Source organism: Mariniplasma anaerobium (genome assembly GCF_016865445.1).
Classification (GTDB): Bacteria; Bacillota_I; Bacilli_A; order Acholeplasmatales; family Acholeplasmataceae; genus Mariniplasma; species Mariniplasma anaerobium.
The window spans coordinates 1,180,722-1,205,686 of the sequence record NZ_AP024412.1 but is presented as its reverse complement, the minus strand read 5'-3'; the positions used below and the strand labels follow the sequence as shown (position 1 = coordinate 1,205,686).

Below are 24,965 nucleotides of genomic sequence, written 5' to 3'. Positions count from 1 at the left end.
GTTTATGATGAGTCTAACAAAAAAGTTTAAGTACATAATTTTGACTATAGCTTTTTTGTTTTTGACTATATTAGGTACTGTAACATATACTTGGTTTGTTTTAATTAATAGAACAGATTCATTTGTTGCGACTGCAGCAAAAATCGATATTTCTTATTCAATTTATTTAGATGGTATCATGTTAGAACCAGATGAATTTAGTATTGACACTGGAACTTCAACAATGACCAAAACTGGAATTTATTCAATTAATGTTACAGATTTTGAAGCTGATGATTATATTGATAATCTTAGAGTTGATATACATGTTAATAGCACTGTAGACACATATTTAAGAGTTTCTATCATTGATGCACTTACTTTGAGTACTATAGATTTTGAAGGCAATAAAGGAGAAGTATCCATTGTGGACCAACCTATCAATTATGCTTTTTCAAGAGAATGGGATGTCAATGGAACTTTATATGATGATCTTTTTGATGCAGAAACTGCACTTGGTGGTATTACAATAAATGATACTGTTACTAAGATTGATCATTGGTTTGATAATAAATTAAATGACGGATATTATTACTTTCCACAAGTCATTGAACGTGAAATGGATTCTTCACCAGAAACCATATCTTTTATAGAAGAATATGATGGAGATGAATTTGATACAAAATCTTTTGGTTATACATTACAGTTTGCTATATTAGTTGAGGCTGTTCAAGCTGGAAACATGGCTCCTGTCTATAATTGGGGTCTTGCAGATACTCCATGGGGAGGTAGTTGGTAATGAGAAATACATTTAAAAAAATAGTATTATTTGTTTTTATTACAATATTTAGTTTTGTTGTTGGAAGTCAATTGTTAAATATTAGTTTTCCATCTATTGCTCAAGACCAATATGGCATTTTTACAGATCATACATATGAAGAACTTCCACCATTAGTTTTACCAGATGATATTTATATTACATATTCTGATTTCAGAAATAATATCGCTTTAACTTCAGCTCAAATTGAAGCTATTAATTTAGCTACATTTGATAAAATAATTCGTTTTGATACAGCTAATGAACTGTATCGTTTTTCAATTGATGTATCTTATAATCTTAAATTTACTCAATATGAAACTAAGCTTACAGATGCAGCAATCAGTAAACTTTTAAGTCTTGATTATGCGCTTGGTAGAGATATTGATTACTCAGTCATGAAATCTAAACAATTTAATCCAATTGGATATGATTTTTATATAGAAGCGACCCATCACCAACAAGCTTTCACTGGAACATTTGATGGTAATGGTTTTGAAATTACTAATCTATATTTCTCAGGATTTGATCTTTTGACTGAATCTTTATATGAAGGCACAGAGTTTGAAATAGAAATATCTTATGTAGAATATTATGCAATGTTTGCGTATAACGAAGGAACTATCCAAAATTTTGGATTAATCAATCCAACATATGAATTTAATTTTGAAAGTTCAAGTTTATATAAAGCAGCAAACATAGTTGGCGAGAATCGCTCAACTGGTAATGTGAATCATGTTTATGTCATTGATTATAGAACTTCTGCACTAGTATCTGGTATTCGTATGATCGCTTCAGCAGGTCAAGCTTCGGGTGTTCTATTTGATAATTATGGTACATTTAATGATGCTTATTATGCATCAAGAGTTGTTATGAATGCTTCATATGGTTCAAGATTTACTGTTCAACCTGTGCTATATACAAATCACACAACTGGGACTTATAGTAATCTAGCTTATGATGATACTTTATATCAAGAAATCGTTACAATTAGTGGTAGTTCTTATAATATTAATACGCCAAATAGTTATGCAACATCTATGGAAACATCTGAGCTTAGATCATCAAATAATATTTTAGGATCTGGATGGTATTATTATCCTTCAGAAAATGATCCATATGCTAAATATCCATCTACGTTTGGATTAGAATTAATTTCTACTCCAACAGATATTTCACTTTCTAATGATCCTTTAGATATCGTAACACTAAGCACTTATTATGTAATTGATAATTCATTAGATTTAGTCGCTTTTTCTAAGATGTTAGATTATACAAGAGAATCAAATTTAACACCATTTCGTGATATGAATTATGTTGTAACTAGTAATATTGATATGAGTAGTGTTGCACCAAACTCATATACAACACCTACAGTTGAATTTGCTGGTGTTTTTGCAGGCATTTCAAATGAAGTATCTATATATGGTTTAGAAATAGTAGATGGCATGGTTCAGCAAGATTATTATGCTGGAATGTTTGGTATACTCACAGGAGATGTTTACAACCTGATTTTTTATGATGCAAAATTAACTTTAACTAATACTGATAATTATGCTGGTGTTTCTACGTATGTTGGTATTCTTGCGGGAGATTTTATTTCTGGAGAAATAAGAAATGTACTTGGTAATGTTGAAATTGACCTAGGACATCAAACTTTAGGTGAAATGCATGTTGGTGGTCTTATTGGTAGAGCAAGCGGAACAGTTTCAGGCGTTTATTTAGAAGGAACTATTATTCCAAATACTGATCATGTATATCGAACTGATATTTTAATTAATCCAAGTTATCATTTTGGTGGTGTCATTGGTAGTACTGGACAAACACAACTGGTTTTAACAGATATTTATAATAATGTAGATATTAACGGACTAGGCACAACATCTACACAAATGACAGTTTCACAAGCACCAACAGTATATATGGGTGGCGTTATTGGGAAAGTTACAAATACTATAGAAGCTAAGCATGTCTTAGGCCTTTTAACCAACGAAGCTACACTATCAGCTGGTGAAATGAAATCAGCAGGTACAGAAACCATTTATATAGGTGGAGTTATCGGTATGAGTAGTGGATTAGCTTATGAAATGAATCTAACATTTGGTCAATTTAAAAATAAAGGAGTTATTGATGTATTAGCTCGTGGAACTAATATTGTTAATGCTTCAAGTGTACTTGTTTCAAATCACTCTACTTCAACTGAATTTATTCATTTATATAATATGAGCACAGGTTCACTGAACTATTATACTGTTAACCAAAGTACTGGTGTAGTAACTGGTAATTTTAGTAATCTAAATTATACGACACTTGTTTATAATGTAGGTTCTGGAGTTACTTTATCACAGTCATATAATAATGCAGATATAGAAATATATGGTGCTTATAATTATTCAGGTATTTATTATTCAACAACAAATCAAGCTTCATTGTTGCGTTTTGTAGAAAATAAGGGAGACATTACTTATCAAAATCAAACAATGTCTCAAACTCAAAATATAGCTGGTATTTCTTTATCAACAAATATCAATTATTTAAATGTAGTATATAATGCAGAATTAAGAGTTTCAAATGTCTTAATGCAAACATCAGGTTCTGATAAAGAGCTCTTTGTTGCTGGTATAACAAAAACTCTTACAAATGGAAAATACATTAAAAATAGTTTAGTCAATGGCGAGATCATAATTGCTGGAATCACATCAAATACTGTTAATCAAACACAAAAGAATAATATTTATGTGGGTGGTTTTGTGAATTATAATAATTCAGGAAACATGGATCCAGATGGTACTTTAGCAATGCCTAAAGCTACGATAGGTATTATTAACTCAATTAATAGTGCAAATTTAATATCAACATATGATTCAAGTATTTATGGAATTACTGGTCATGCTAATGTATTTGGTGGTGGGATTGCGACATTTAACGATGGTGATATTCAAGATACAGCAAATTTAGGTGATTTAAGATTTGAAAATCTAAGTAATGTAGATACTGCTAATGTATATTTTTCAGATGACGATACCACTGGTGGAGTTGTATTAAAATTTAGATATGGAGTAATTATTGGTGGTATCGCAGGAGCTGTTTTAAGTGATAATTCAAGAATCTATGATACTGCAAATAAAGGTGAAATTATTGCAAAATCTAAAAACTTTACTAGAGCAGGTGGAATTTTAGGAAGTGCGACATATGTTGAATTAGAAAAAGGAAATATCGCACTTACCTATACATCATATAATAATTATATTGTGGACTCAATCTTAACAAATTCAATTAATTACGGAAATGTTTCAGCTTTAACAGTTACAATCTCAGAGTATAGTGATTCAACTGTTTACACAACAGCAGGCAGTATTGAATTTGATTCCTCATTACCTGTTTATGTATATTCAGCTTATTATAACAATTATGCATGGACAAAATCCTCATCAGGAGATAGACCTGGGATAAACGCCGCAGCTGGTGGAATTATTGGTTATGGACTATCAGTTATGAGACGTATGCTTAATCATGGCGAAATCAGTTCAACTGATGTTGCAGGTGGTATTGCTGGAGCAACTTTTGTTCTTGATACTGAATATGTTCAAATTGATACCGCAATTAATTATGGACGCGTTAGAGCGTTTAATAGAGGAACATCAAATTCTAATTATAACAATGTAGATGTTCTAGATTATGAAACCATTCGTGATGGATTTTATGCTGTTAATGATGAATTCATTTTCCCAAATGTATTAAGTGATATCAGATTATTTCCAGAAGACAAACGTGGATTTGGTGGTATTTTTGGACGTCTTCAACGTGCTAGAGGTGAAATCATGTACGGAAATAACGATTCAAATTCTACCTTTAACTTTATTGTAAATATGGACCCTAATGTTGATTTAATTGGTCGTTTAGACCAAGTGTTAAATTTTACATCATCAGTATCATATTTTGACTTTTCTGATGCGGTTTATTATAGTGCTAGAAAAAATGATACAACACAAGCTGTTTTTACTGGTTATACATATTTTTATGCAGGTAGACGTGATCCAGACGTATATAGATATACAACCAATATTACAATAACCTCACAAAAATATATGTATGCTTATGATGGAGCTACTGATCAATGGACTAGAACAACTTATAATAAAACAACTAATCGTACTGAAATTTCTTATTATGGACGCGAGTATTCTAAAATTGGGTACGCTAGTGCGTCATATTCAGATAATGAATTCACTATGATTTCTAGAAATGGGATGCCTGGTTACAATGATTCAGGATGGAGTGCAGTTTCAGGCTCACAAGTTGTTGTAGGTACAAGTGCAGAATATAAAAATGTTTATGGTCTTCCACATTATGATCAAGTCTGGGATCTTGAAGATACTAGAATTCAAGGTTCATCATCTTACTATCAAGAAGGTGCGAGCAGTTATTATTTTGGTGAAGTTTTACCAGTTCCAATTGTTACAGAAGAAGAAATTGATGAAACAGGACAGTATATTTACAGTCCTGCTTTCGATATGCAAACAGACCCTGTTTTACAAGAATATATTTATTATTCAGAAAATGGAAACTTATCTCCAACGTTTATTAATTCAAGACCTAATGGTATGTATGTGCTCTCGACTTCATCTGGATCGACATTTGGAGCTATTTTACCAGTCAATATATCCTTTGCGAAACTTTTACCACTACAAGATAATTTAGATGGTACTGTTCAAGCATATGATATAGATTATGATGATCCTGTTCGTATTGATGCAAGCACAGATTCGATGTATGAAGCACTTCAATTAGATTATCAGACACTATATCAGACTTTATATAGCGATAAATCAGAGTTGCTTGATGATAATGAAGAATCATTATATTTAAAAGAAATTGAAGGATCATATACGAAACTTTATAATCCAATTGTTGTGCAACCTTCAACGCCTTCAGAACATGGCATTATAATTTTTGATTTAGATTTAAATTTACTTGACTTTACTAATAGTAATACAGCTACTGTTAATTATAATATTAGAGATGCATTACTTCCTAATAATGCAGTGATTGCTAAAACACTAGAAGATTATTATGGATTTAGTTATGGTACAAATATGTCTGCATACTATGCTAGTTATCAAATCTTATTAAAAGATTTTGCGGATCCAGATATACTTGATGAGAACAAACCTGATTTAGATCCTGTTTTTAGTTATACATTTGATATCAATAATCCAACAACAGGTATCGTATCTATAGGATATATGTCTTCATATAGTCAAGTTTCACAAAACTTTGCGTCATTTATTAATGATAATTATGTTACAGATTACGAAATACGACTTAATGTTTCGTATAGTTCCACAGCCACTATGCCTTATGCATATAGTTATCAAATTGATGGTGGTAGTATAAATCCGACAATGGTATCTGATATTACAGTAGCAGAAGTAGGAACATCATTAAAATTTAATTTTAGAGATCCATCAGGCATTCTACCTACAGGTACTAATATCTTAAATTTAGGTAGTGATGAAGAAATGGATAATGTTACACTTGAGTATTATAATCCATTGACAAGTAGTTATGTATTTGTTGATTACGAAGATTATTCACTTACTTCAGAACTATCAATAAATGCTACAAACCATCCATTTGCATTTACTTTATTTGTAAATCCAAATCTTAAAAGCGGTCTTTATCGCGTTGGATTTAGAACACTTCCTTATGCTACTAGAGAATATCACACGTTTACAAAGGCTGGATCAACATTAAGTACTATAGAAACTATAGAACATTATTCATCTGGTACAATCACACCTACTGGAACTTTAATTGAGACTTATGTTAATTTTGGATATCCTCTAGATTTTAGTTCTAGTGTAATCACTCCAGTAGTAGATGCAAGTGCAAAAGTATATCAATCAGATGTTCAATACTACACATTGCCTTTCTTAGATCAAATTGAAATTTCTGACTTTTCAACGATTTCAAATGTTCAAATAAATAATACTACCTTTGATTTAGAAGGATTTAGAATCTATAATATAACATATACAATTACATCTGAAAGCGGATCAAGTACAAATTACACACATAGAATATATGAAAGACCTATTGAGATTGAAGATGTGTATAGAAATAATAATAAAGTAGTGATGGATGTATCTAATCCTGTTGTTGTAGCTAGAGAATCACTTTCTACGATGGTTTTAATTAACTATGGTATTGATACATTATATTCAGAAGATGTTTACAATTTAGCAGCTGATAATCCTGATGCATATTTTGAAACAAGTTCTACAGGAACTGAAGGCATCACTGTTTCAGTTACAGATGATTATCTTGTTTTTGAAGTGGATAACACAGCAGGAGCGGGAGATTATTCATTTTCGATTACCTATAATAGAACTGGAGAAAATCCAATCGATTTAGGTATGTTATATATTCATAAAAATGAAGGTACAAATGCTTATTTATTAGATATTCAGTTTGCTGAACTTGCAACAGAAACTAATTATGCGCTTATCTATGAATCTGACACTGAGGGTATACCTGTGACAAATAGTGCATATGATCCAACTATTTATTATGCAGGTATTGACTATGATGGAGCAGATGTTAACAATGTTGTTGATTTTAGAGTTGATGGTCAAGTTTCAAATATTCCATTAGATGAATATATTCCTTATTTCTTAAATTATTTACCTCTTGGTGCAACCATTGCTAGACAAATTTCTCCAACAGAATATTCTGATGAAGTATCAGGTCCTGAAGATATAAACGTTTATCAACTTGCAGCCGACTTCACATCAGCAGAAGGTGTTTCTGAGCTTGATGATATTATCATTACATACAGAGTTACTTCAGAAGATGGAAATAGTGTAGTGTATTATCATATCACTGTAACAGATGTCACTTATAATGTTTCATATATATTTGAGGTGATTTATGAGGGTAATGGCGTTAAGCCTGACTTAGAAGATGTTGTTATAGTTATTAATGTTAGAAATATGTCAACAAACCTACCAGTTACAGATACAGTTGTTACAACACTTCCACAATTTAATACAGTAACTAGCTATGATAACACAACAAATTTATTGTTTATGCTAGACAATGAGAATTATAAGTTTAGATTTGGTAGAAACAAGAGCGGATTCTTCAGCTTTAATGTAAAAGTTTTAGATTTTGAAGGTTATGTTTATGATATAAAAATTGAACTCAATGGAACTGATGAACTTGATAGTGTTAATGATCTTGATCTTAGTTCAAATGATAACGGGAAATACTATTATATCAATAGTTCAACAAAAAATAGAACACGTAACTTTGTTATTACCATTAGCAACGCAAGAGTAGCAGACAGAGATTATGGATTTACAGATGAAGAAAACTCTTGGGATTAGTTTTAAAATAAAATAAAAAAGTGCCTTCTTTATGAAAGGCACTTTTTCTCTTTTTAGTATGAAAAGCGAGTTATAAAAGAATAATTCCTACTATTAATGAAGTAAGTCCCAGCACAACAATTAAAATGTTGTAACCTGTTTTACCCATCATTTTAATTAATGCTTTTGATTTTGGATTGTTGTAGATTAATGGTATTTGTAGTAAAAATCCGAATAAGAGTAAAACTCCATAAACAATAAGTATGATTGCTAAGATTTCCATAAGTAACCTCCTTTTAAATATTTACTTTCTTTTGATATAGTTTGAATAATAAATAACCAATGACTAAATGCACGATAAGGCCAACAAAGAAGTAAATCGTAGTTGAACCTAATAAATAATCTTGATCAATTAATTGCATTGAAATGATTCTAGATACCCAGAAACCAGGAACAATGCCTAAAAGAAGTTCAGTCCATTTTGTTAAGAATAAAGCAGCTATAGGAATCATTAATATAATACCCGATAATTTCATGATCACAAAACCTTCGACTTTGTTTGTTGCAAGAGAATTAATTAAAAGTGCAAATAGAGGTCCTTGTAAAGGTGCTAAGATGATGATGTATGTCATATCTAAAACATTTGAAGTTTCTATAAAGTTTGTGACTAAAAGTAGTATGATAGTTGCGAATATACCTAAAATATAGCTTATAATTAGTTTAAGCAAAACATAGTATTTAACTGATATTGGAGTGATTCTAAGAGATAATAAAACTTTATCATCTGAATCATCTAAAAGAGTAAATGCAGTGATTGCGCCAAACATAAAACTATTTAATAAAATAAATACTAATACAACAATGTTTGCAACCACTTCAGTTGATTGATCTTTTAAATAAGGAATAAGAAAATATGCGATGATAGCCATAACGATAGGGAAAACTGCTAAAAATAGATACATCTTATCTTTTGTTATATTTTTTAGTTCATGTTTTAATAGTCGTTTAAACATATCTACACCCCACTTTGCTTAGCAGCGTAATCTTTGAACTTAGGAAGCACATAATATTTATATAATGCTAAGCCTCCAATAACAATAACAGCTAAACTAATAAAGAATTTAGCTTCTATAGGAGCTCCAAATCCTACTTCAATGAGTTTTATTGAAGCTTGAGTAGGAAATATAAGTAAAATGTATTCCCAGACTTCTCCTTTAAATAAAATATTAAAGAAATTCAAAGTAGGTGGAATAAGAAATACAAAAGAATAAATCATAACTCCAACAAGCATAGAAGTGAAGTCTTTTGTGTGATAGCTAAATGCAAATCCTAATAAGGAATGAAATGAAACTGATAAGATAAGTGCAACAATGATCCATAACCAATTCACATCTACATTTTTAATGAAGAAAAAGACAATAATAATTAACATTGAAGAAATTAATAAATGAATTGTATTTGCGATTACTTTTGATAATACCAAATCACTATTTGTCACAGGAGTTACTAACATGGTTGAAATTGTTGATTCTGTTTTTTCAAAAAACATCATAGCTCCAATATACATAATAGCCATCATGGTCGCATCTACTAATATAATGAATGGCAACATAGATGAAAGTATATCAATATCATCTATGAAATATAAAAGTAGAAACCATATAAGAGCAACGACTAAACTAATAGTTGTAACATTGTACTTATTAAGTCGCTGCAATTCACCTTTTATTAAAACAAAAAGTTTATGATTCATGATTTAGTCCAACACCTGTAACCATAATGAAGATTTCTTCTAATGTGGTTTCTCCAGAGTGAAGTGTTTCAATCTCTTTGTTTTTTAATAGTTCTAAAAACTCTTCATTTTTACCAATGCCATCCATTGGAAATTCTTTATGAATCGTTTTTTTATTTTCTTTGTATTCAAGTGTCATGACACGTTTGCCATATTTTAATTTTAAGTTTCTTGGTGTATCAATTTCCTTGATTTCACCTTCTACAATAAACGCAACTCGATCGCATAGTTGATCAATGTCATTCATGATATGACTTGTGATAAATACTGTTCCACCTTCAGATCTAAAGACTTTAATCATGTCTTTTAGAATCATTGCATTTGTTGGATCAAGTCCATTTGTAGGTTCATCAAGAAATAGCATCTCTGGGCTATTTAACAGTGCTCTAACAATGTTTAATCTAATCTTCATACCCTTAGAATATTCAGAGACCATTTTATCTCTATCTTCCCATAGACCAACTTTTTTCATGAGGGATTGGACATCATTATTTTTTTTATAAAGCTGTAAGAAAAAATCAATATTTTCCATAGCTGTCATCTTGGAAAAATGAATAGGCATTTCAAAACTTACACCGATGTTTTCATAAAACTCTCCACCAAGTTCTAGGATGTTTTTATTATTGTAAGTAATCATACCTTGATACTTATCTAATAATTTAATAAGTATTTTTTGTGTAGTTGATTTGCCTGCACCAGAAGGTCCAAGAAAACCAAAAATCTCTCCTTTTTTAATTTCAAATGAGATACCTTTAATTGTTTCCTCTTTGTTTTTTGGATAACTGTAGTGTAGATCTTCGACTTTAAACATATTATTTGATTCCTTTCCCGATGATATCGATGAGTTGATTTACTTTTGTTTCTATGATATTTAAATTGAATCCTTCATTTAGGAGTTCATCTAGCGTTACCTTTTGAATAAATTCTGTAATGAATGTAGCTAATAGTCTTGCATCAATATCTTTTCTGATAATCCCTTTTTCTTGATCAGTTTTGATGAAACCTTCATATAAATCTATAGCCATTTTTATACCTTTTTTGTAGTTCTCATCATTTCTAAATGTTTGAGATTCAGATATTCGATGTCCAACTTTAACAAATTTTGGATAGTCAATACTAAATTTATAGCCTCTTAAGTATATAGACTTTAATCTTTCTAAAAATGGTATATCAAGAGAGGGAGATAAAATATTATCCCAATATTTATATTTTATATTGATTGTATAGTCATAAAAAAACGCAAACAAATCATCTTTATCTTTAAAGTATTGATAAAAACTACCTCTAGGTATTTTTGCATCTTTAATAATATTTTGTATATTTATATGTTCATAGGTATGTAATCCAAGTTCATCAAGGATTGCGTCAATAATTCTATTTTTTTTATCAATAGGTAAATTATCAAATGTTTGTGTTGGCATAGAACCTCCAATGTGACAAGGTTGTCATATTGTTATTATATAATTTAAAACTAAATAAGTCAATAAAAAAAGAAGCTTTCGCTTCTTATGTTTTTTCTACTAATTTTACTTTGCATTTAGAATGTTCTAATTCATATCTAATAAATAATATACCTAAAACAATCAAAACTAGTGAGATTAACTTATAAGGTAGGCCAGCTAGCGGAAGCGCAACTACTGAAAATGCAATTCCGATACTTGCGAAAAAAGCAATCACGCACGATGTACATCCATAGGTTAAAATTCCAAATACGATTGATATGAATCCTAAAGTAGATCCTTTATCAGCATTTGCTTTTAATTCAATCATTGAAGTTGATAAATGCATTAAAAATGCAGATAAAGCACTCATAACTATATTAAGACCAATGTTAATAATAACTAAATATAGACCGTAAGTTTCTAACATTTCAGTATAGCTCATATTAAGCGAATCTATAATCGTATAAATAATCATAAATACGATAAAAAATATGGCAGCCTGTATGATGTATTTTTTCTTAGTAAAGTTCTGTATTGCAAGTCTAAACATATGTCTACTCCCTTATGCTATTCATTTGATTTAATAAAATTATATCATAGACTTATATATAAATATATAAAGATGCAAGACAAGTTTTTTTATTCTTTTCTTGACTTATGATTTATATCATATATAATGTATGTGTTACGGTTTATGATGGTTTAACTTTCAGTTTATATATACTAAACATATGACCTTAAACAGGTGTAAATATTTAACTTTAGTAAACGCATTAAGGAGGCACAAAATGGCGGCACTTATTGAATTAAAAGATATAACAAAAGAATTTAATGGACAAGTTGTATTAAGAGGTATTGATCTTACGATAGAACAAAATGAGTTTGTTACCCTTCTAGGTCCATCTGGATGTGGTAAAACGACAACGCTTAGAATCATTGGGGGATTTGTTGAACCAAGTGCTGGTGAAGTCTTATTTGATGGTGTTTCTATTCTAGATACACCTGCTCATAAGAGACCTACAAATACTGTTTTTCAAAGATATGCATTGTTTCCTCATTTAAATGTTTTTGAAAATGTAGCTTTTGGACTTAGAGTTAAAAATGATTCCTTGTCTACTTTAGAAAAAATGAGAGAAGTACAACAAACTTATCAAGCTAAAATAAAGGCTACTAAGGATAAGGCAGAAATTAAATCATATAAAAAATTATTAAGAGAAGAAATTTCAGTTTTACGAGATCCTAATTTACTTGTTAAAAAAGAAATTAATCAATTAAAAAAAGAATTAAAAACAACAAGCAATCCAAAAGATCTTCAAAAACGTATTGATGAATTATCAGATCAATTAGTGACTAGAAAAACTCTTGAACAAGATATTCAACAAAAAGTAGTTAAATATTTAAAACTTGTAGGGCTTGAAGGTTATGATGAAAGAGAAGTTCATCGTCTATCTGGTGGGCAACAACAAAGAGTTGCAATTGCTAGAGCTTTAATTAATGAACCTAAAGTTTTACTTTTAGATGAACCACTTGCAGCTCTTGACTTAAAGCTTAGACAAGAAATGCAATATGAATTAAAAGAAATACAAAGAAGTGCAGGAATTACTTTTCTTTTTGTAACACATGATCAAGAAGAAGCTTTAACAATAAGTGACAAGATTGTTGTTATGAATCAAGGTGAAATCTATCAAATTGGAACTCCTGAAGATATATATAATGAGCCTGCTAATACATTTGTTGCTAGATTCATTGGTGAATCTAATATTATTGAAGGTGTCATGAAAGATGATTATTTAATTTCTTTTGATGGTGTTGATTACAAATGTGTTGATAGTGGATTTTCTAAAAACGAAAAAGTTGATATAGTTATTCGACCAGAAGATATTGATATTGTAGATGAAACCAAAGGCTTTTTATCAGGTATTGTAGACAGTATTGCCTTTAAAGGTGTCTATTACGAGATTGATGTTAAAACAGAATTTAGAACATATACCATACATACAACTGATTATCATGGGATTGATTCTAAGGTAGGCATTATTTTTGGACCTGAAGATATTCATATCATGGAGAAATGGTAATGAATCACAACGCATATTACGATGATAAAAATCCAAAAAATAGTAAGAAAAAATCAGTTCGTCAAATAGAAAAATATTTAAGTTTCCCATATTTTATAGTCATGATTGTTTTAGTTGTAATTCCTATATTTTTGATGATTATATCTTCATTTCAATTTGATCGTCAACAAGGCGTATTTCCTATAGGATTTACCTTAACACATTACATGGACTTCTTTAGAGCTACATCTTTTGTAAGAGCAATGACATCTAGTTTATGGATTGCGTTTGCAACTACAGTCGTAACGCTTATTATTGGTTATCCACTAGCTTATTTACTAACAAAGTTAAAATTTAAAACACAAATGGCACTTTTATTACTGATTAATGCACCTATGTGGATTAATATGTTATTAAGAGTAAGAGCATTAGAACAAATTATGCGCATGTTTTTCCCATTTTTAATTAACACCGCACCTGGTGTGGTTATAGGGTTGGTTTATGTGTATCTTCCATTTATGGTTTTACCTATTTATGCAGTGATATCTAAAATTGATCCAAATTTAATTGAATCATCTGCCGATCTAGGTGCTTCGAGATTTAAAACAATGCTTAAAGTGATCATACCTCTATCTTTATCAGGTGTATTATCAGGTGTATTGATGGTATTTTTACCAGCAGCAACAACAATTATAGTTCCTCAATATTTAGCACCAAGTCAAAACATTTATATGATCGGAACTTTAATAGAAAAATCGATTATTTATAATGGACGCATCTCTTATGCATCTGCGATTGCAATCGTTTTAGCTATAGTTATTCTTGGTATTGTATTTTATATTAAAAAATTAGATAAGTATAAGGGGGTAAATCGCAATGAAAAAGAAGCGTATTAACCCTTATCAAATCATATTTTTAATATTAGTGATGTTATTTATTTATGCACCTATTATATCGATTGCTGTATTTTCATTTAATGAAGCAAATTCATTAACAGTATGGCAAGGATTCACATTTGACAGATATAAAGAATTATTTCAAGATCGAGAATTATTTAACTACACAAATCCTAGAGAATCAATTGTCTTTATGACAATTTGGATAGCTGTTGTATCCACATTTGTATCCACTATTTTAGGCACACTTGCAGCAATCGCTTTAACACAAACAAAAAAAGTAGTTAGAGATATAACCATGTCAGTCAATAACATACCTATTGTTTCACCAGAGATTATTACGGCTGTATCGTTATTAGTTTTATTTGGAGCACTTCAAATTGCACCAAGTTATAATACGATGTTATTAGCTCATATTGCGTTTTCAACGCCATATGTACTAATTACCGTCTATCCTAAAGTAAAGAGCTTAGATCCCAATATTGCGGATGCTGCATATGATTTAGGTGCGTCACCACTAAAAGCATTGTTTAAAGTCATCTTACCGCAAATAAAAGTAGCGATTATAGCTGGAGCTGCAATTGCATTTACCATGAGTTTTGATGATTTCATTATTTCATATTTTGTGGCTGGATCTAGTGGAGATAAAAACATATCAATTTATTTATATACAAACAGACTTTCACCAAAACCAATTATTAATGCATTATCAACAATTATCTTATTAATTATTGGTGGAAAGATTACATATGATTATTTTAAAAATGATAAGAAAGTAGAGGAAATGGAATGAAAAAAATATTAATGTTAGGTTTATTTATTTTAACAATATCTCTTTTAGTAGGATGTGAATCAGGACCTACCTTAAGACTTTATAATTGGGGAGAATATATTGATGATGAATTGGTATATGAGTTTGAAGATGAAACAGGAATTAAAGTTAAACAAATCGCATTTGATTCTAATGAAGTTGCTTTAACACAAATAAAATCAGGGAATCAATATGATTTAGTGATTCCTAGTGAATATGCAATTGAACAATTAATCGAAGAAGACTTAATTGAAATGATTGACTGGACAAAAATTACGACTTTCAATAGAGACACTGATTTAGCTGATGGATTAAACGATATTCTTACAGAACTATCTGAAGGTGCACAAGGTTATGACATTCTAGATTACGCAATTCCTTATTTTTGGGGAAATGTTGGTATCTTATATGACACAACAACTGTAGATGCAGCTGATTTAACAGGTTGGGATGTATTAACAAATGGTGATTATGAAATCGCATTTTATAATAGTTCAAGAGACTCATTTATGTTAGCCCTTAAGGCAACAGGTGCAAATTCTATTAATACTCCAACTGATGATGAATTTGATACAGCAGCTTCATGGTTAGGCAATGCATTAACTTCAGAAACATATGTCATCACAGATGAAATATTTGACGCTATGCTTGATCCTGCTAGATATGATTTAGCTGTTAGTTATTCAGGTGATGCAAATTACTTAATGAGTGAAAATGAAAATTTAGATTTCTTTGTGCCAGAAGAAGGTACAAATATTTGGGTTGATGCATTTATCACTCCAAAAGGTGCAAATATGGATTATGCATATCAATTTATGAACTTCATGCTTTCATATGACAGTGCACTTAGAAATACAGAATTTGTTGGATATTCTTCACCTAGGAAAGATGTATTTGAAGAAGTTCTTGCAGTAGGTGGATCATTTGCTGATTATGCAACTAGTTATGATGTGAGACAAAATGATAATGATGAAGTTTATCGTTATAATGAATCACTTAAATTAGAAATGGATACAAAATGGCAAGAAATACTTGCAGATAAAGGCTACGATGATAATGAAGGATTGGGCACTGGAGCGATCGCTGCAATCATAGTCATTGGTGTTTTAGTGATGTCAACAGTCGTTACAACAATCATTAAAAAACGTAGATAAGCATATAATTTAACACATGTTTTTAAAGGTAGAGACTTAAGCTTAAGTTTTTACCTTTTTTATATTAAAAAATGTTGTTTCACATTTTTAAAATCAAGGTATATATGCTAAAATATTAACGAGGTATATAATATGTTAAATGAAGAAAATCGCGCAATAAGAGTTGAATTGATGCAGGTCATGTATCAGTTTGATTTATATCAAAGTGAAAAAATAGCTTTTATTCCAAACTTTGAACACGACCAAGCAGAGGTTATGTTTCATGAATTGGTAGAAATGCTTACAAAAATAGATCAAACCATAGAAACTAATTTATATAATTATAGTTTATATCGTTTAAGTTATCTTGATCGTGCCATCATTAGAATTGCTACTTATGAACTTCTTGCAAGAGATATTCCAGTCAATATCGTTATTGATGAAGCAATAGAACTAACTAAAATTTATTCAAACTTAGATGACCAAAAACAACACAAATTTAATAATAAGGTTATCGATCAAATCGCAAAAGCCATAAAGGGATGAGTTAATTGGACCAAATATATTTAACCGTAAGTGCTTTAACTAAATATATTAAGACTAAACTTGAAGGTGATAAACACCTTGTTCATATTTTAATTAAAGGTGAATTATCCAACTTTAAACGCCACAGTAGAGGGCATTTTTACTTTACATTAAAAGATGAAGGCGCATCAATTAGTTGTATTATGTTTTCAAGAGATACAAATAGTGTTGCATTTGATCCAAAAGAAGGCGATCATGTCTTAGTTGAAGGAAGAATGAGTGTGTATGAACCAAGTGGATCTTATTCTATACAAGTTAGAAAACTAACGCTTGATGGTATTGGTGAACTTTATTTAAAATATGAAAAATTAAAAAAAGATTTAGAAACTAAAGGCTACTTTGATGTTTCACATAAAAAAGAAATTCCTAAATACCCAAAAAAGATTGGTGTCATCACATCACCAACTGGTGCAGTGATTGAAGATATAAAAAACACTGTATCTAGAAGATATTTATTAGCTGAAATTCATTTATATCCAGCTTTAGTACAAGGACCAGATTCTTCTAAAAGTATTAAACATCAAATAGAACTAGCAAATAAATTAAATGAAGTCGATGTTTTAATTGTTGGACGTGGTGGTGGATCTATTGAAGATCTATGGGGATTTAATGAGATTGAAACTATAGAAGCTATCTATCAATCGAAAATTCCGATTATCACTGCCATTGGACATGAGACAGATTACACTATATCAGATTTTGTAGGTGATCTAAGAGCTCCAACACCTAGTGCTGCAGCTGAACTTGCTACACCTAATAAAAGTGATTTACTAGACAAAATAGACGATTATCAGTATCAAATAGGTAAACAGTTTCAAATCTATTTAGAAAAACTAAATACTTCGCTTTTATATCTTGATCAAAGATTAGATAGATTATCTCCAACTAGTAAGTTAGAAGAATTGAAAAAAAGCCTTGAACGTTTAAATTCTGATTTAGGCAAACAATTTAGTTATATACTAGAAGATAAAAAACAAAAAGTATTGTATTTAACAGATAGAGTTAAAAATCCTATTGAAAAAATTAATTACTTAAAAGAAAAACAAGTTCAATTAGAATATTTGTTATATCAACATATGAATTCAATACTTATCTCTAAACAAAATAGTTTTGCGTCTTTAACAAAAGCATTAAATGCATTATCTCCATTAAGATTAATGGATAAAGGATATGCAATGATTAAAAGAGATAAACAAATCTTAACAACCATTAAAGATATCAAATTAAATGATGAAATTGAAATTGAATTAAAAGATGGATATATATATACTGAAGTTAAACGAAAGAAGGAAAAATAATGGCAGAGAAAAATTTTGAAACGCTTCTAAAGGAATTAGAAGAAGTCGTTAAAGATTTAGAAAACAAAGAGATACCACTAGATGAAGCAGTAAAAAAATATCAATTAGGATTGGAACTTTCTAAAGCATGTTATAACATGTTAGAAGGTGCAGAAAAACTAGTTGTTAAGGAAATCAAGTAATTAAATGAATCTTTTTGACATCAAAGATCCTACTTTTTTAAAAAACTTAAGTCTTACTGAATTAGAAGACTTAAGTGAAGATATTAGATCTTTTTTGATTGAATCATTAAAAAAAACAGGTGGTCATCTAAGCTCCAATTTAGGAACAGTCGAATTAATTATTGCGTTGCACTATGTATTTAATAGTCCAAAAGACGCAATTATTTTTGACGTGGGTCATCAAGCATATACGCATAAAATATTAACTGGTAGAGCAAAAGAGTTTGAAAGTTTAAGACAAACTGATGGGTTATCTGGATATATCAATTATAAAGAGTCAATACATGACATGTGGGAAAGTGGACATGCAGGAACTGCGATGTCTGCACTATATGGTCTTTTATATGCAAAAATGATGAAAAATGAAGATGGTGAAGGTATAGCCGTTATTGGAGATGCATCCATCATGAATGGTATGAGCGTAGAAGCACTTAATTTGTTGGGTAATGATCCTAATAAAAGAGGGATTATCATTTTAAATGATAATCAAATGAGTATATCAAAAAGTGTTGGTTCTTTATCAAAAGCACTCATAAGATTTAGAAGTAACAAAGTTGTTATTAAATCTAAAAGAATATGGCAACGTATATTGCCTGATATTATATTAAGAATATTATCTAGAATAAAAAGAAGTGTTAGAACTTTATTACAAAGAAAAAACATATTTGAAGATCTAGGATATATGTATATTGGTCCAATTGATGGGCATGATTTAAAAGGTTTAATTTATAACTTAAAACGCATTTCTAAAATTAAAAAAAGTGTTGTCCTTCATATTATCACAGATAAAGGAAAAGGGCATAAGGATGCGGAAAACGACAGTATTGGGACGTATCATGGAGTCTCTAAAGTCTCTCATAAAGTTAAAGAAGGTATTACATGGAGTCAGTGTATTGCTGCTGGATTAGATCAACTACAAACATTTAAAGAAACATTTGTTATTATGCCTGCAATGACAGTTGGAACTAAGATGGATAATTTTGAAAAGAAATATCCAAATCGATATTTTGATATTGGTATAGCAGAAGAACATGGAGCAACCATGGCTGCCATGATGGCACATCAAGGTGTGCCAGTATTCTATCCACTTTATGCCACATTTAGTCAACGAGCATTTGATCAAATATTAAATGATATTGCTCGATCAAATCATCACGTAGTATTTGGTATTGATAGAGCAGGTATTGTTGGTGAAGATGGATCAACACATCAAGGTTTATTTGATGTATCTATGTTTGGATTAATGCCTAATTTTGTAATTACGATGCCTTATGATGCACAAGAAGCATTTGATTTATTATATTATGGTTTTGTGAATCAAAGTCATCCATTTGTTATTAGATATCCAAGAGGTAGAGTTTCACATGATATAAAAGAAGACATTAAATTTAACACTATAAAACCAGTATGGACATATTTTAAAAAAGGCATTGATCCACTTGTATTAATTGGGTATGGTCCAAGTTTGGATTTATTAAAAGATGCAGCTGATCAATCAGGTATTGATGCTACAATCATTAATGCAAGATTTATTAAACCAATTGATGAACATATGTTAAAAGATATATTGAGTAAAGATGTTAAAGTTCTTGTTTATGAAGAAGCATCTAATATTGGTGGATTATATCCAATGATATTAAAATATATGGCAAAACATGAACTTAAACATAAAATAGTAGAAATGTCTATTACAGATATGGTTGTTGAACATGGACATTACCAAGATGTATTAAAGAAATGTCATATGGATAAAGATTCCATTATTAAACATATAAAGGATTTGATGAAGTGAGACTTGATCAATATATGGTTTCAAAAGAACTTGTAAAATCTAGATCTCAGGCCACGGATTATATAAAACGTGGTCTTGTTTTAGTTAATGACAAAGAAATTTTTAAGCCAGGATATCAAGTAAATGACACTGATTTGATAAAATGTATTGAAAAAGCACATTTCGTTAGCCGTGCAGGGGAAAAGTTGCATCATGCTCTTATCGAATTTGATATGAAGCTCGATGGTAAAATAGTCATGGACATAGGCTCATCTACTGGTGGATTTACAGAGTGTTCTTTAAAACAAGGAGCATCATTAGTTTACGCATATGATGTGGGAACTGATCAAATGGATATTGAGCTCAAAAAAGATAAACGTATTAAACTATTTGAACAAACAAATATATTGGATGTAGATGTACCAAAGGTAGATGTATGTTTAATTGATGTATCATTTACGTCAATTTTACCTATTCTAAATCACTTAAAAGGTTTTGACAAGGAAATGGTTGCCTTAATAAAACCACAATTTGAGGCAGGGCATAATCATTTTAAAGGTGTTATTAAAGATAAAAAAATGTATAAAAACATTTTAAATCATGTAATTTTTGAAATTGATCAGATGGGATATCACATCATTAACTTAAAAAAAGCCCATATTAAAGGCAAAAAAGGTAATCAAGAATATGTTTTGCATATAGATGGTAGCAAATATAGCCATAAAGATTTTAAAGAGATGATTGGAGAAGTTTTATGATAAGATCATTAAAAGTTAGTCATTTTGCGTTAATTGAAGATCTTGAAATCACTTTTGATGATGGGCTTACAGCACTTACAGGTGAAACTGGTGCTGGGAAAACCATTATTTTAGAATCGCTTCATTTATTGTTTGGTAAAAGAAGTGATCAAACGATGATTCGATATGGCGAACAAAAAGCTGTAGTTATCGGAGAATTCGAATTAACTACATATCAACAAGAACTTCTTGGACTCAATCAATTTATCACTGTTAGACGTGATGTAGATGCAAGTGGTCGCCATCAAATGAAAATCAATGATGAAACAGTCACCTTAAATAAGCTTAGAGAAATTATGTTAACTTTAGGTGATATTCATCAACAAAATGATTCTATGACATTATTTGATAAGAGTTATTACTTAAGTTTTATCGACCAAGTAGATCAACATAAAATTGATGAGATATTAAATGCTTATTTAATTAAAAGAAGCAATTATATTGATAAGAAAAGTGAATTTACAAAATTAAAAAATAAAAAACAAGAGTCTGTAGAAAAACAGTCTTTTTTAGAATATCAAATTAAAGAACTTGATGCTTACCAACTTATACCTGATGAAAAACAAAATTTAGAAGAAGAATTAAATAAACTAAAAAACTATGATAAAATAATGAATCAATTTCATGAAGCATATGAGTATCTGGATGGTGAAGCACATCAAATTGATCATATTTATGAAGCAGCCCTTTCATTAGAAAAAATAAAGGACATCGATCAAGCATATCATGATATGTTTGATAGACTATCTTCTAGTTATTATGAAATTGATGATGTTAAATCAATTTTATATCAACAAATAGAAAATTTAGACTTTGATCAAGAGCATTTTAATTTCATGCAACAAAGACATTATGATTTAGAAAAAATTGAACAGAAATATCAAAAAGATATCAATGATTTAATTGATTATACACATGAAATAAAAAAAGAACTTTTAATGATTACAGATTTTGATCAATATTTAAAAGAAGCACAAAAAGAAGTTGATGATGCCTTTGATAAAGCATTTGAAGTTGGATTAAAGTTAAGTAATTTAAGAAAAAAACTTGCTAAAAAATTAGCAAGTGAAATGATAGAAGAATTAAAAGATTTAGATTTAGACAAATCTATTTTTGATATTATCTTTGATCCAATTGATAAACTTGAAACTCAATTATTAGAATCGGGATTAGATCAAGTTGAATTCATGATTTCTTTAAATGAAGGCGAACCAGTCAAGCCATTAGCAAAAGTTGCAAGTGGTGGCGAGCGTGCAAGATTTATGTTTGCATTAAAAAGCGTCTATGCAAAAGCAAATCGTCTTTCTATGTTAGTCTTAGATGAAATCGATATTGGAATTAGTGGACGTACAGCAGCAAAAGTTGCACAAAAGATGAAAGATTTATCAAAAAATATGCAATTAATTGTCATTACTCATCTACCTCAGGTAGCTGCAAAAGCAGATCATCATTACGGTATCCATAAAATAAAAGAGAACCAAAGAATGGTTACGCATATCAATAGACTTGATATGAATGAACGCATTGAAATGATTGCTCTTATGTTAAGTGATGAAAAATTAAGTCATTTTGCTATTGAACAAGCCAAAATGTTGTTAAATCATTAGTAGATAAAGAAAAAAGGTGAATCATCACCTATATTCTTATAACTATTTAATCTGTTATCCGTTTCCACTAATGACTGCAATAATGAAACCAATAATGATTGCTCCAACCATACCTAAAAGTAGTAACCAAACAACAAATTTTCCCCACCATTGCTCTGTCGGATTGTGGTAATGATTTTTTGTGGTTTTAGTTGATTTTACTTCGTGTTTTGCCATAAATTTCACCTCGTTTATTCAATCATTGTTATTATACTATAAAAACGCATTGAAAGGAAGTCATTTAATGAAAAACAACGTTAAAATCATATTTCATATCGATTTAAATGCCTTTTTTTGTAGTTGTGCAGTTATTAAAGAGCCATATCTAAAAGATAAAGTGTTTGTCGTCGGTGGGTCGTCAACTTCCAGAAGAGGCGTTGTCTCAACATCTAACTATTTAGCTAGAAAACATGGCATCCATTCTGCAATGAATATGAATGATGCTTTTAGACTTTATCCTAAATTGGTTGTTGTTCCTATTGAGTTTAAATTGTATAGAAAATACTCTCATATATTTTTTGAATATTTAAAAACCTATTCAGATTTAATGCTACCTGGATCCATTGATGAAGCATATGTGGATATGACTGAGGCTTCAAAAACTAAACATCCTTTGGAACTTGCAAAGGAGATACAACAAGGTCTTTATGAAAAACATAAACTACCCTGTTCAATTGGGATTGCGCCAACATTATTTCTTGCTAAAATGGCATCTGATATGCAAAAACCAATGGGCATTACTGTTTTAAGAAAAAAAGACATTGTCAATAAACTATTTAATCTTCCAATTAAAGATATGTTTGGCATAGGAAAGAAAACCTATCCAAGACTTATGGATTTAGGGATTATGACAATTGGAGACTTCACTAAAGAAAGTCATAAAGATAAAATATTAACAATTATGAGTGAGCAATCATATCAAAATTATTTAGAGCATATTTTAGGTAAGAGTAGTGATATCATTGATCCAGATAAATATGGGATTGCTAAATCAATTAGTAATGAAACAACGTTTAATTATCCGATGGATGAGTTTGATGCAGTATTTGAAATAATCGTAGATCAACTTAAAACATCTTACCAAAGATTAGTTAAAGATGAATTAGTTTGTAGAACAGTAGGTATTAGATTAAGAGATACTGATTTTAATACAATAACTCGATCTATAACTTTTGATGACTATACCGATGATTATGATATTATTCATGATCATATCTTAAATTTATTTGAAAAGCATTATGAAAATCAGCCTATACGTCTAGCTGGAGTATCTTTATCACAAATCTTGCAAAAAAAGGATTTGAAAATTGATATTACGTTATTTAACTATCAAGAATTTACAAAAAGAGAAGAAAAGCTATTTAAAAAGCATTAAAAAAGGACGTTATAAAACGTCCTGTTCTTTTAATTGAGTTTGATGATGCCATGTATTGGGATCATCTTTTTTATATTGTTTTAAAAATGCTATGACTTCTTCAGTGACTTTTGTAGGTGTAGATGCTCCAGAAGTTACACTTACTGAACTAATATCAGAAAGCCAATCAAGATTGATATCTTCTATACCAGCTATTAAGTGAGAAGGTATTGATTTTGCTTTTTTAGATACTTGAGCTAGTTTATTTGAATTAGAACTTAAAGTGTCGCCAACAACTAACATTAAATCAACAACTTCTTGATCCATAACAGCTTGTTGTCTAACTAAAGTTGCGTTACAAATTTCATTATCAAAAACATAGTCTGGATATTTTGATTCAATAATTTTTAAAACTGATTCAATATCGTATAAAGATAAAGTTGTTTGATTAGTTACAAAAACTTTCTCATTGACTAAGTCATTAGGTAGTAAAAGTGCATCTTTTTCATTTTCAACAAATAAAATAGATGAATCAATATCCAAAACAGCTTCTGGTTCAGGATGATTACGATGCCCTATATAGATGACTTTATATCCTTCTGCTAATTTTTTTTCAACAGCATGATGAACTTTTAATACATCTCTACAAGTTGCATTAAGATAAGTCAATCCTTTTTCTTTGGCTTTATCAATGGCTTTTCTACTAATACCATGCGCTGTAAAAATAACTGTTCCTTCATTAATTTCATCAAGCATCTCAACTCTTGTTTTGCCTTTTTGATCTAGAGAAATGACACCATATTCTTTAAAGGCATCTGTTATTTTTTGATTGTGAACAATTTGTCCTAATATATATATTGGCCGTGGATAAGAAGGGGTTTTAACTACTTTTTTAACCATAGCCATTGCATTTAAAACACCATGGCAATAGCCTCTTGGTGTTAATTCAATTACTTTCATTTTCATCACCATTTATATTATAACGTATATTTGTTT

Annotated in this window: 21 protein-coding genes; 13 read left to right on the top strand and 8 right to left on the bottom strand. The window is 29.9% G+C overall.

Features of this window, described 5'->3' with window-relative positions; translation table 11 throughout:
- Positions 1 to 7: 7 nt before the first annotated feature.
- Together MPAN_RS05715 and MPAN_RS05710 are read left to right on the top strand one after the other, a co-directional pair.
- Positions 8 to 778: a G protein-coupled receptor family protein gene (locus MPAN_RS05715; RefSeq protein ID WP_176238939.1), complete on the top strand. Its 771-nt coding sequence runs from the start codon at positions 8 to 10 to the stop codon at positions 776 to 778.
- Positions 778 to 8,187, top strand: coding sequence for a hypothetical protein (locus MPAN_RS05710; RefSeq protein ID WP_176238940.1), 7,410 nt, complete (start codon positions 778 to 780; stop codon positions 8,185 to 8,187). The genes MPAN_RS05715 and MPAN_RS05710 overlap by 1 nt, the downstream gene beginning before the upstream one ends.
- A gap of 70 nt (positions 8,188 to 8,257) precedes the next feature.
- On the opposite strand, the gene MPAN_RS05705 is transcribed toward MPAN_RS05710, so the two are convergent.
- From MPAN_RS05705 to MPAN_RS05680, 6 genes are all read right to left on the bottom strand, one after another.
- Positions 8,258 to 8,449 carry a hypothetical protein gene (locus MPAN_RS05705; RefSeq protein ID WP_176238941.1) on the bottom strand — a complete coding sequence of 64 codons (192 nt, stop codon included), beginning with the start codon at positions 8,447 to 8,449 and terminating at the stop codon, positions 8,258 to 8,260.
- 13 nt (positions 8,450 to 8,462) lie between these two features.
- The gene (locus MPAN_RS05700) at positions 8,463 to 9,179 is read right to left on the bottom strand and encodes an ABC transporter permease (protein WP_176238942.1); all 717 of its coding nucleotides are present in this window, start codon (positions 9,177 to 9,179) and stop codon (positions 8,463 to 8,465) included.
- A gap of 2 nt (positions 9,180 to 9,181) precedes the next feature.
- Positions 9,182 to 9,919 (bottom strand): ABC transporter permease, encoded by a 738-nt coding sequence (locus MPAN_RS05695; RefSeq protein WP_176238943.1) that lies wholly within the window; start codon positions 9,917 to 9,919, stop codon positions 9,182 to 9,184.
- Complete coding sequence (locus tag MPAN_RS05690; RefSeq protein WP_176238944.1) at positions 9,909 to 10,769, bottom strand: ABC transporter ATP-binding protein; 861 nt, start codon at positions 10,767 to 10,769, stop codon at positions 9,909 to 9,911. The genes MPAN_RS05695 and MPAN_RS05690 overlap by 11 nt, the downstream gene beginning before the upstream one ends.
- 1 nt (position 10,770) lies before the next feature.
- Positions 10,771 to 11,379 carry a TetR/AcrR family transcriptional regulator gene (locus MPAN_RS05685; RefSeq protein WP_176238945.1) on the bottom strand — a complete coding sequence of 203 codons (609 nt, stop codon included), beginning with the start codon at positions 11,377 to 11,379 and terminating at the stop codon, positions 10,771 to 10,773.
- Positions 11,380 to 11,464: 85 nt separating this feature from the next.
- The gene (locus MPAN_RS05680) at positions 11,465 to 11,950 is read right to left on the bottom strand and encodes a hypothetical protein (protein ID WP_176238946.1); all 486 of its coding nucleotides are present in this window, start codon (positions 11,948 to 11,950) and stop codon (positions 11,465 to 11,467) included.
- A gap of 238 nt (positions 11,951 to 12,188) precedes the next feature.
- Between MPAN_RS05680 and MPAN_RS05675 the strand changes: the two genes are divergently transcribed.
- The 10 genes from MPAN_RS05675 to recN all read left to right on the top strand — a co-directional run bounded on the left by MPAN_RS05675 (position 12,189) and on the right by recN (position 22,576).
- Complete coding sequence (locus MPAN_RS05675; RefSeq protein WP_176238947.1) at positions 12,189 to 13,478, top strand: ABC transporter ATP-binding protein; 1,290 nt, start codon at positions 12,189 to 12,191, stop codon at positions 13,476 to 13,478.
- On the top strand, positions 13,478 to 14,353 hold the full coding sequence (locus MPAN_RS05670; protein ID WP_176238948.1) for an ABC transporter permease: 876 nt from the start codon (positions 13,478 to 13,480) through the stop codon (positions 14,351 to 14,353). Before MPAN_RS05675 ends, MPAN_RS05670 begins: the two co-directional genes overlap by 1 nt.
- A complete protein-coding gene (locus MPAN_RS05665; RefSeq protein ID WP_176238949.1) occupies positions 14,334 to 15,146 on the top strand; it encodes an ABC transporter permease in 813 nt (270 codons plus the stop codon). The genes MPAN_RS05670 and MPAN_RS05665 overlap by 20 nt, the downstream gene beginning before the upstream one ends.
- On the top strand, positions 15,143 to 16,318 hold the full coding sequence (locus MPAN_RS05660) for an ABC transporter substrate-binding protein (RefSeq protein ID WP_176238950.1): 1,176 nt from the start codon (positions 15,143 to 15,145) through the stop codon (positions 16,316 to 16,318). The genes MPAN_RS05665 and MPAN_RS05660 overlap by 4 nt, the downstream gene beginning before the upstream one ends.
- Positions 16,319 to 16,450: 132 nt before the next feature.
- Complete coding sequence (locus MPAN_RS05655; protein ID WP_176238951.1) at positions 16,451 to 16,843, top strand: transcription antitermination protein NusB; 393 nt, start codon at positions 16,451 to 16,453, stop codon at positions 16,841 to 16,843.
- Positions 16,844 to 16,848: 5 nt separating this feature from the next.
- A complete protein-coding gene (xseA, locus tag MPAN_RS05650; RefSeq protein ID WP_176238952.1) occupies positions 16,849 to 18,180 on the top strand; it encodes an exodeoxyribonuclease VII large subunit in 1,332 nt (443 codons plus the stop codon).
- Positions 18,180 to 18,362 (top strand): exodeoxyribonuclease VII small subunit, encoded by a 183-nt coding sequence (gene xseB, locus MPAN_RS05645; protein ID WP_176238953.1) that lies wholly within the window; start codon positions 18,180 to 18,182, stop codon positions 18,360 to 18,362. Before xseA ends, xseB begins: the two co-directional genes overlap by 1 nt.
- Before the next feature lie 4 nt (positions 18,363 to 18,366).
- A complete protein-coding gene (gene dxs, locus MPAN_RS05640) occupies positions 18,367 to 20,193 on the top strand; it encodes a 1-deoxy-D-xylulose-5-phosphate synthase (RefSeq protein WP_176238954.1) in 1,827 nt (608 codons plus the stop codon).
- Positions 20,190 to 20,930 carry a TlyA family RNA methyltransferase gene (locus MPAN_RS05635; protein WP_176238955.1) on the top strand — a complete coding sequence of 247 codons (741 nt, stop codon included), beginning with the start codon at positions 20,190 to 20,192 and terminating at the stop codon, positions 20,928 to 20,930. The genes dxs and MPAN_RS05635 overlap by 4 nt, the downstream gene beginning before the upstream one ends.
- Positions 20,927 to 22,576, top strand: a complete 1,650-nt coding sequence (recN, locus tag MPAN_RS05630) for a DNA repair protein RecN (RefSeq protein WP_176238956.1) — start codon at positions 20,927 to 20,929, stop codon at positions 22,574 to 22,576. Before MPAN_RS05635 ends, recN begins: the two co-directional genes overlap by 4 nt.
- A gap of 54 nt (positions 22,577 to 22,630) precedes the next feature.
- Here the strand turns inward: recN and MPAN_RS05625 are convergent, their stop codons facing one another.
- Positions 22,631 to 22,792: a hypothetical protein gene (locus tag MPAN_RS05625; protein ID WP_176238957.1), complete on the bottom strand. Its 162-nt coding sequence runs from the start codon at positions 22,790 to 22,792 to the stop codon at positions 22,631 to 22,633.
- A 67-nt stretch (positions 22,793 to 22,859) separates the two neighbouring features.
- Here MPAN_RS05625 and MPAN_RS05620 point away from each other — a divergent pair, with 67 nt between their 5' ends.
- Positions 22,860 to 23,990, top strand: a complete 1,131-nt coding sequence (locus MPAN_RS05620; RefSeq protein WP_176238958.1) for a Y-family DNA polymerase — start codon at positions 22,860 to 22,862, stop codon at positions 23,988 to 23,990.
- A gap of 9 nt (positions 23,991 to 23,999) precedes the next feature.
- Here MPAN_RS05620 and ispH read toward each other — a convergent pair whose 3' ends face one another.
- Complete coding sequence (gene ispH / locus MPAN_RS05615; protein WP_176238959.1) at positions 24,000 to 24,929, bottom strand: 4-hydroxy-3-methylbut-2-enyl diphosphate reductase; 930 nt, start codon at positions 24,927 to 24,929, stop codon at positions 24,000 to 24,002.
- Positions 24,930 to 24,965: the final 36 nt, after the last annotated feature.

Bases quoted from the DNA above. Each gene is read 5' to 3' on its own strand.
- MPAN_RS05655 (WP_176238951.1), top strand. From the start codon at position 16,451: ATGTTAAATGAAGAAAATCGCGCAATAAGAGTTGAATTGATGCAGGTC.
- MPAN_RS05715 (WP_176238939.1), top strand. From the start codon at position 8: ATGAGTCTAACAAAAAAGTTTAAGTACATAATTTTGACTATAGCTTTT.
- xseB (WP_176238953.1), top strand. From the start codon at position 18,180: ATGGCAGAGAAAAATTTTGAAACGCTTCTAAAGGAATTAGAAGAAGTC.
- MPAN_RS05660 (WP_176238950.1), top strand. From the start codon at position 15,143: ATGAAAAAAATATTAATGTTAGGTTTATTTATTTTAACAATATCTCTT.
- ispH (WP_176238959.1), bottom strand. From the start codon at position 24,929: ATGAAAGTAATTGAATTAACACCAAGAGGCTATTGCCATGGTGTTTTA.
- MPAN_RS05620 (WP_176238958.1), top strand. From the start codon at position 22,860: ATGAAAAACAACGTTAAAATCATATTTCATATCGATTTAAATGCCTTT.
- recN (WP_176238956.1), top strand. From the start codon at position 20,927: ATGATAAGATCATTAAAAGTTAGTCATTTTGCGTTAATTGAAGATCTT.
- MPAN_RS05675 (WP_176238947.1), top strand. From the start codon at position 12,189: ATGGCGGCACTTATTGAATTAAAAGATATAACAAAAGAATTTAATGGA.
- MPAN_RS05670 (WP_176238948.1), top strand. From the start codon at position 13,478: ATGAATCACAACGCATATTACGATGATAAAAATCCAAAAAATAGTAAG.
- MPAN_RS05690 (WP_176238944.1), bottom strand. From the start codon at position 10,769: ATGTTTAAAGTCGAAGATCTACACTACAGTTATCCAAAAAACAAAGAG.
- MPAN_RS05625 (WP_176238957.1), bottom strand. From the start codon at position 22,792: ATGGCAAAACACGAAGTAAAATCAACTAAAACCACAAAAAATCATTAC.
- MPAN_RS05700 (WP_176238942.1), bottom strand. From the start codon at position 9,179: ATGTTTAAACGACTATTAAAACATGAACTAAAAAATATAACAAAAGAT.
- dxs (WP_176238954.1), top strand. From the start codon at position 18,367: ATGAATCTTTTTGACATCAAAGATCCTACTTTTTTAAAAAACTTAAGT.
- MPAN_RS05695 (WP_176238943.1), bottom strand. From the start codon at position 9,919: ATGAATCATAAACTTTTTGTTTTAATAAAAGGTGAATTGCAGCGACTT.
- MPAN_RS05710 (WP_176238940.1), top strand. From the start codon at position 778: ATGAGAAATACATTTAAAAAAATAGTATTATTTGTTTTTATTACAATA.
- MPAN_RS05705 (WP_176238941.1), bottom strand. From the start codon at position 8,449: ATGGAAATCTTAGCAATCATACTTATTGTTTATGGAGTTTTACTCTTA.
- MPAN_RS05685 (WP_176238945.1), bottom strand. From the start codon at position 11,379: ATGCCAACACAAACATTTGATAATTTACCTATTGATAAAAAAAATAGA.
- MPAN_RS05680 (WP_176238946.1), bottom strand. From the start codon at position 11,950: ATGTTTAGACTTGCAATACAGAACTTTACTAAGAAAAAATACATCATA.
- MPAN_RS05665 (WP_176238949.1), top strand. From the start codon at position 14,334: ATGAAAAAGAAGCGTATTAACCCTTATCAAATCATATTTTTAATATTA.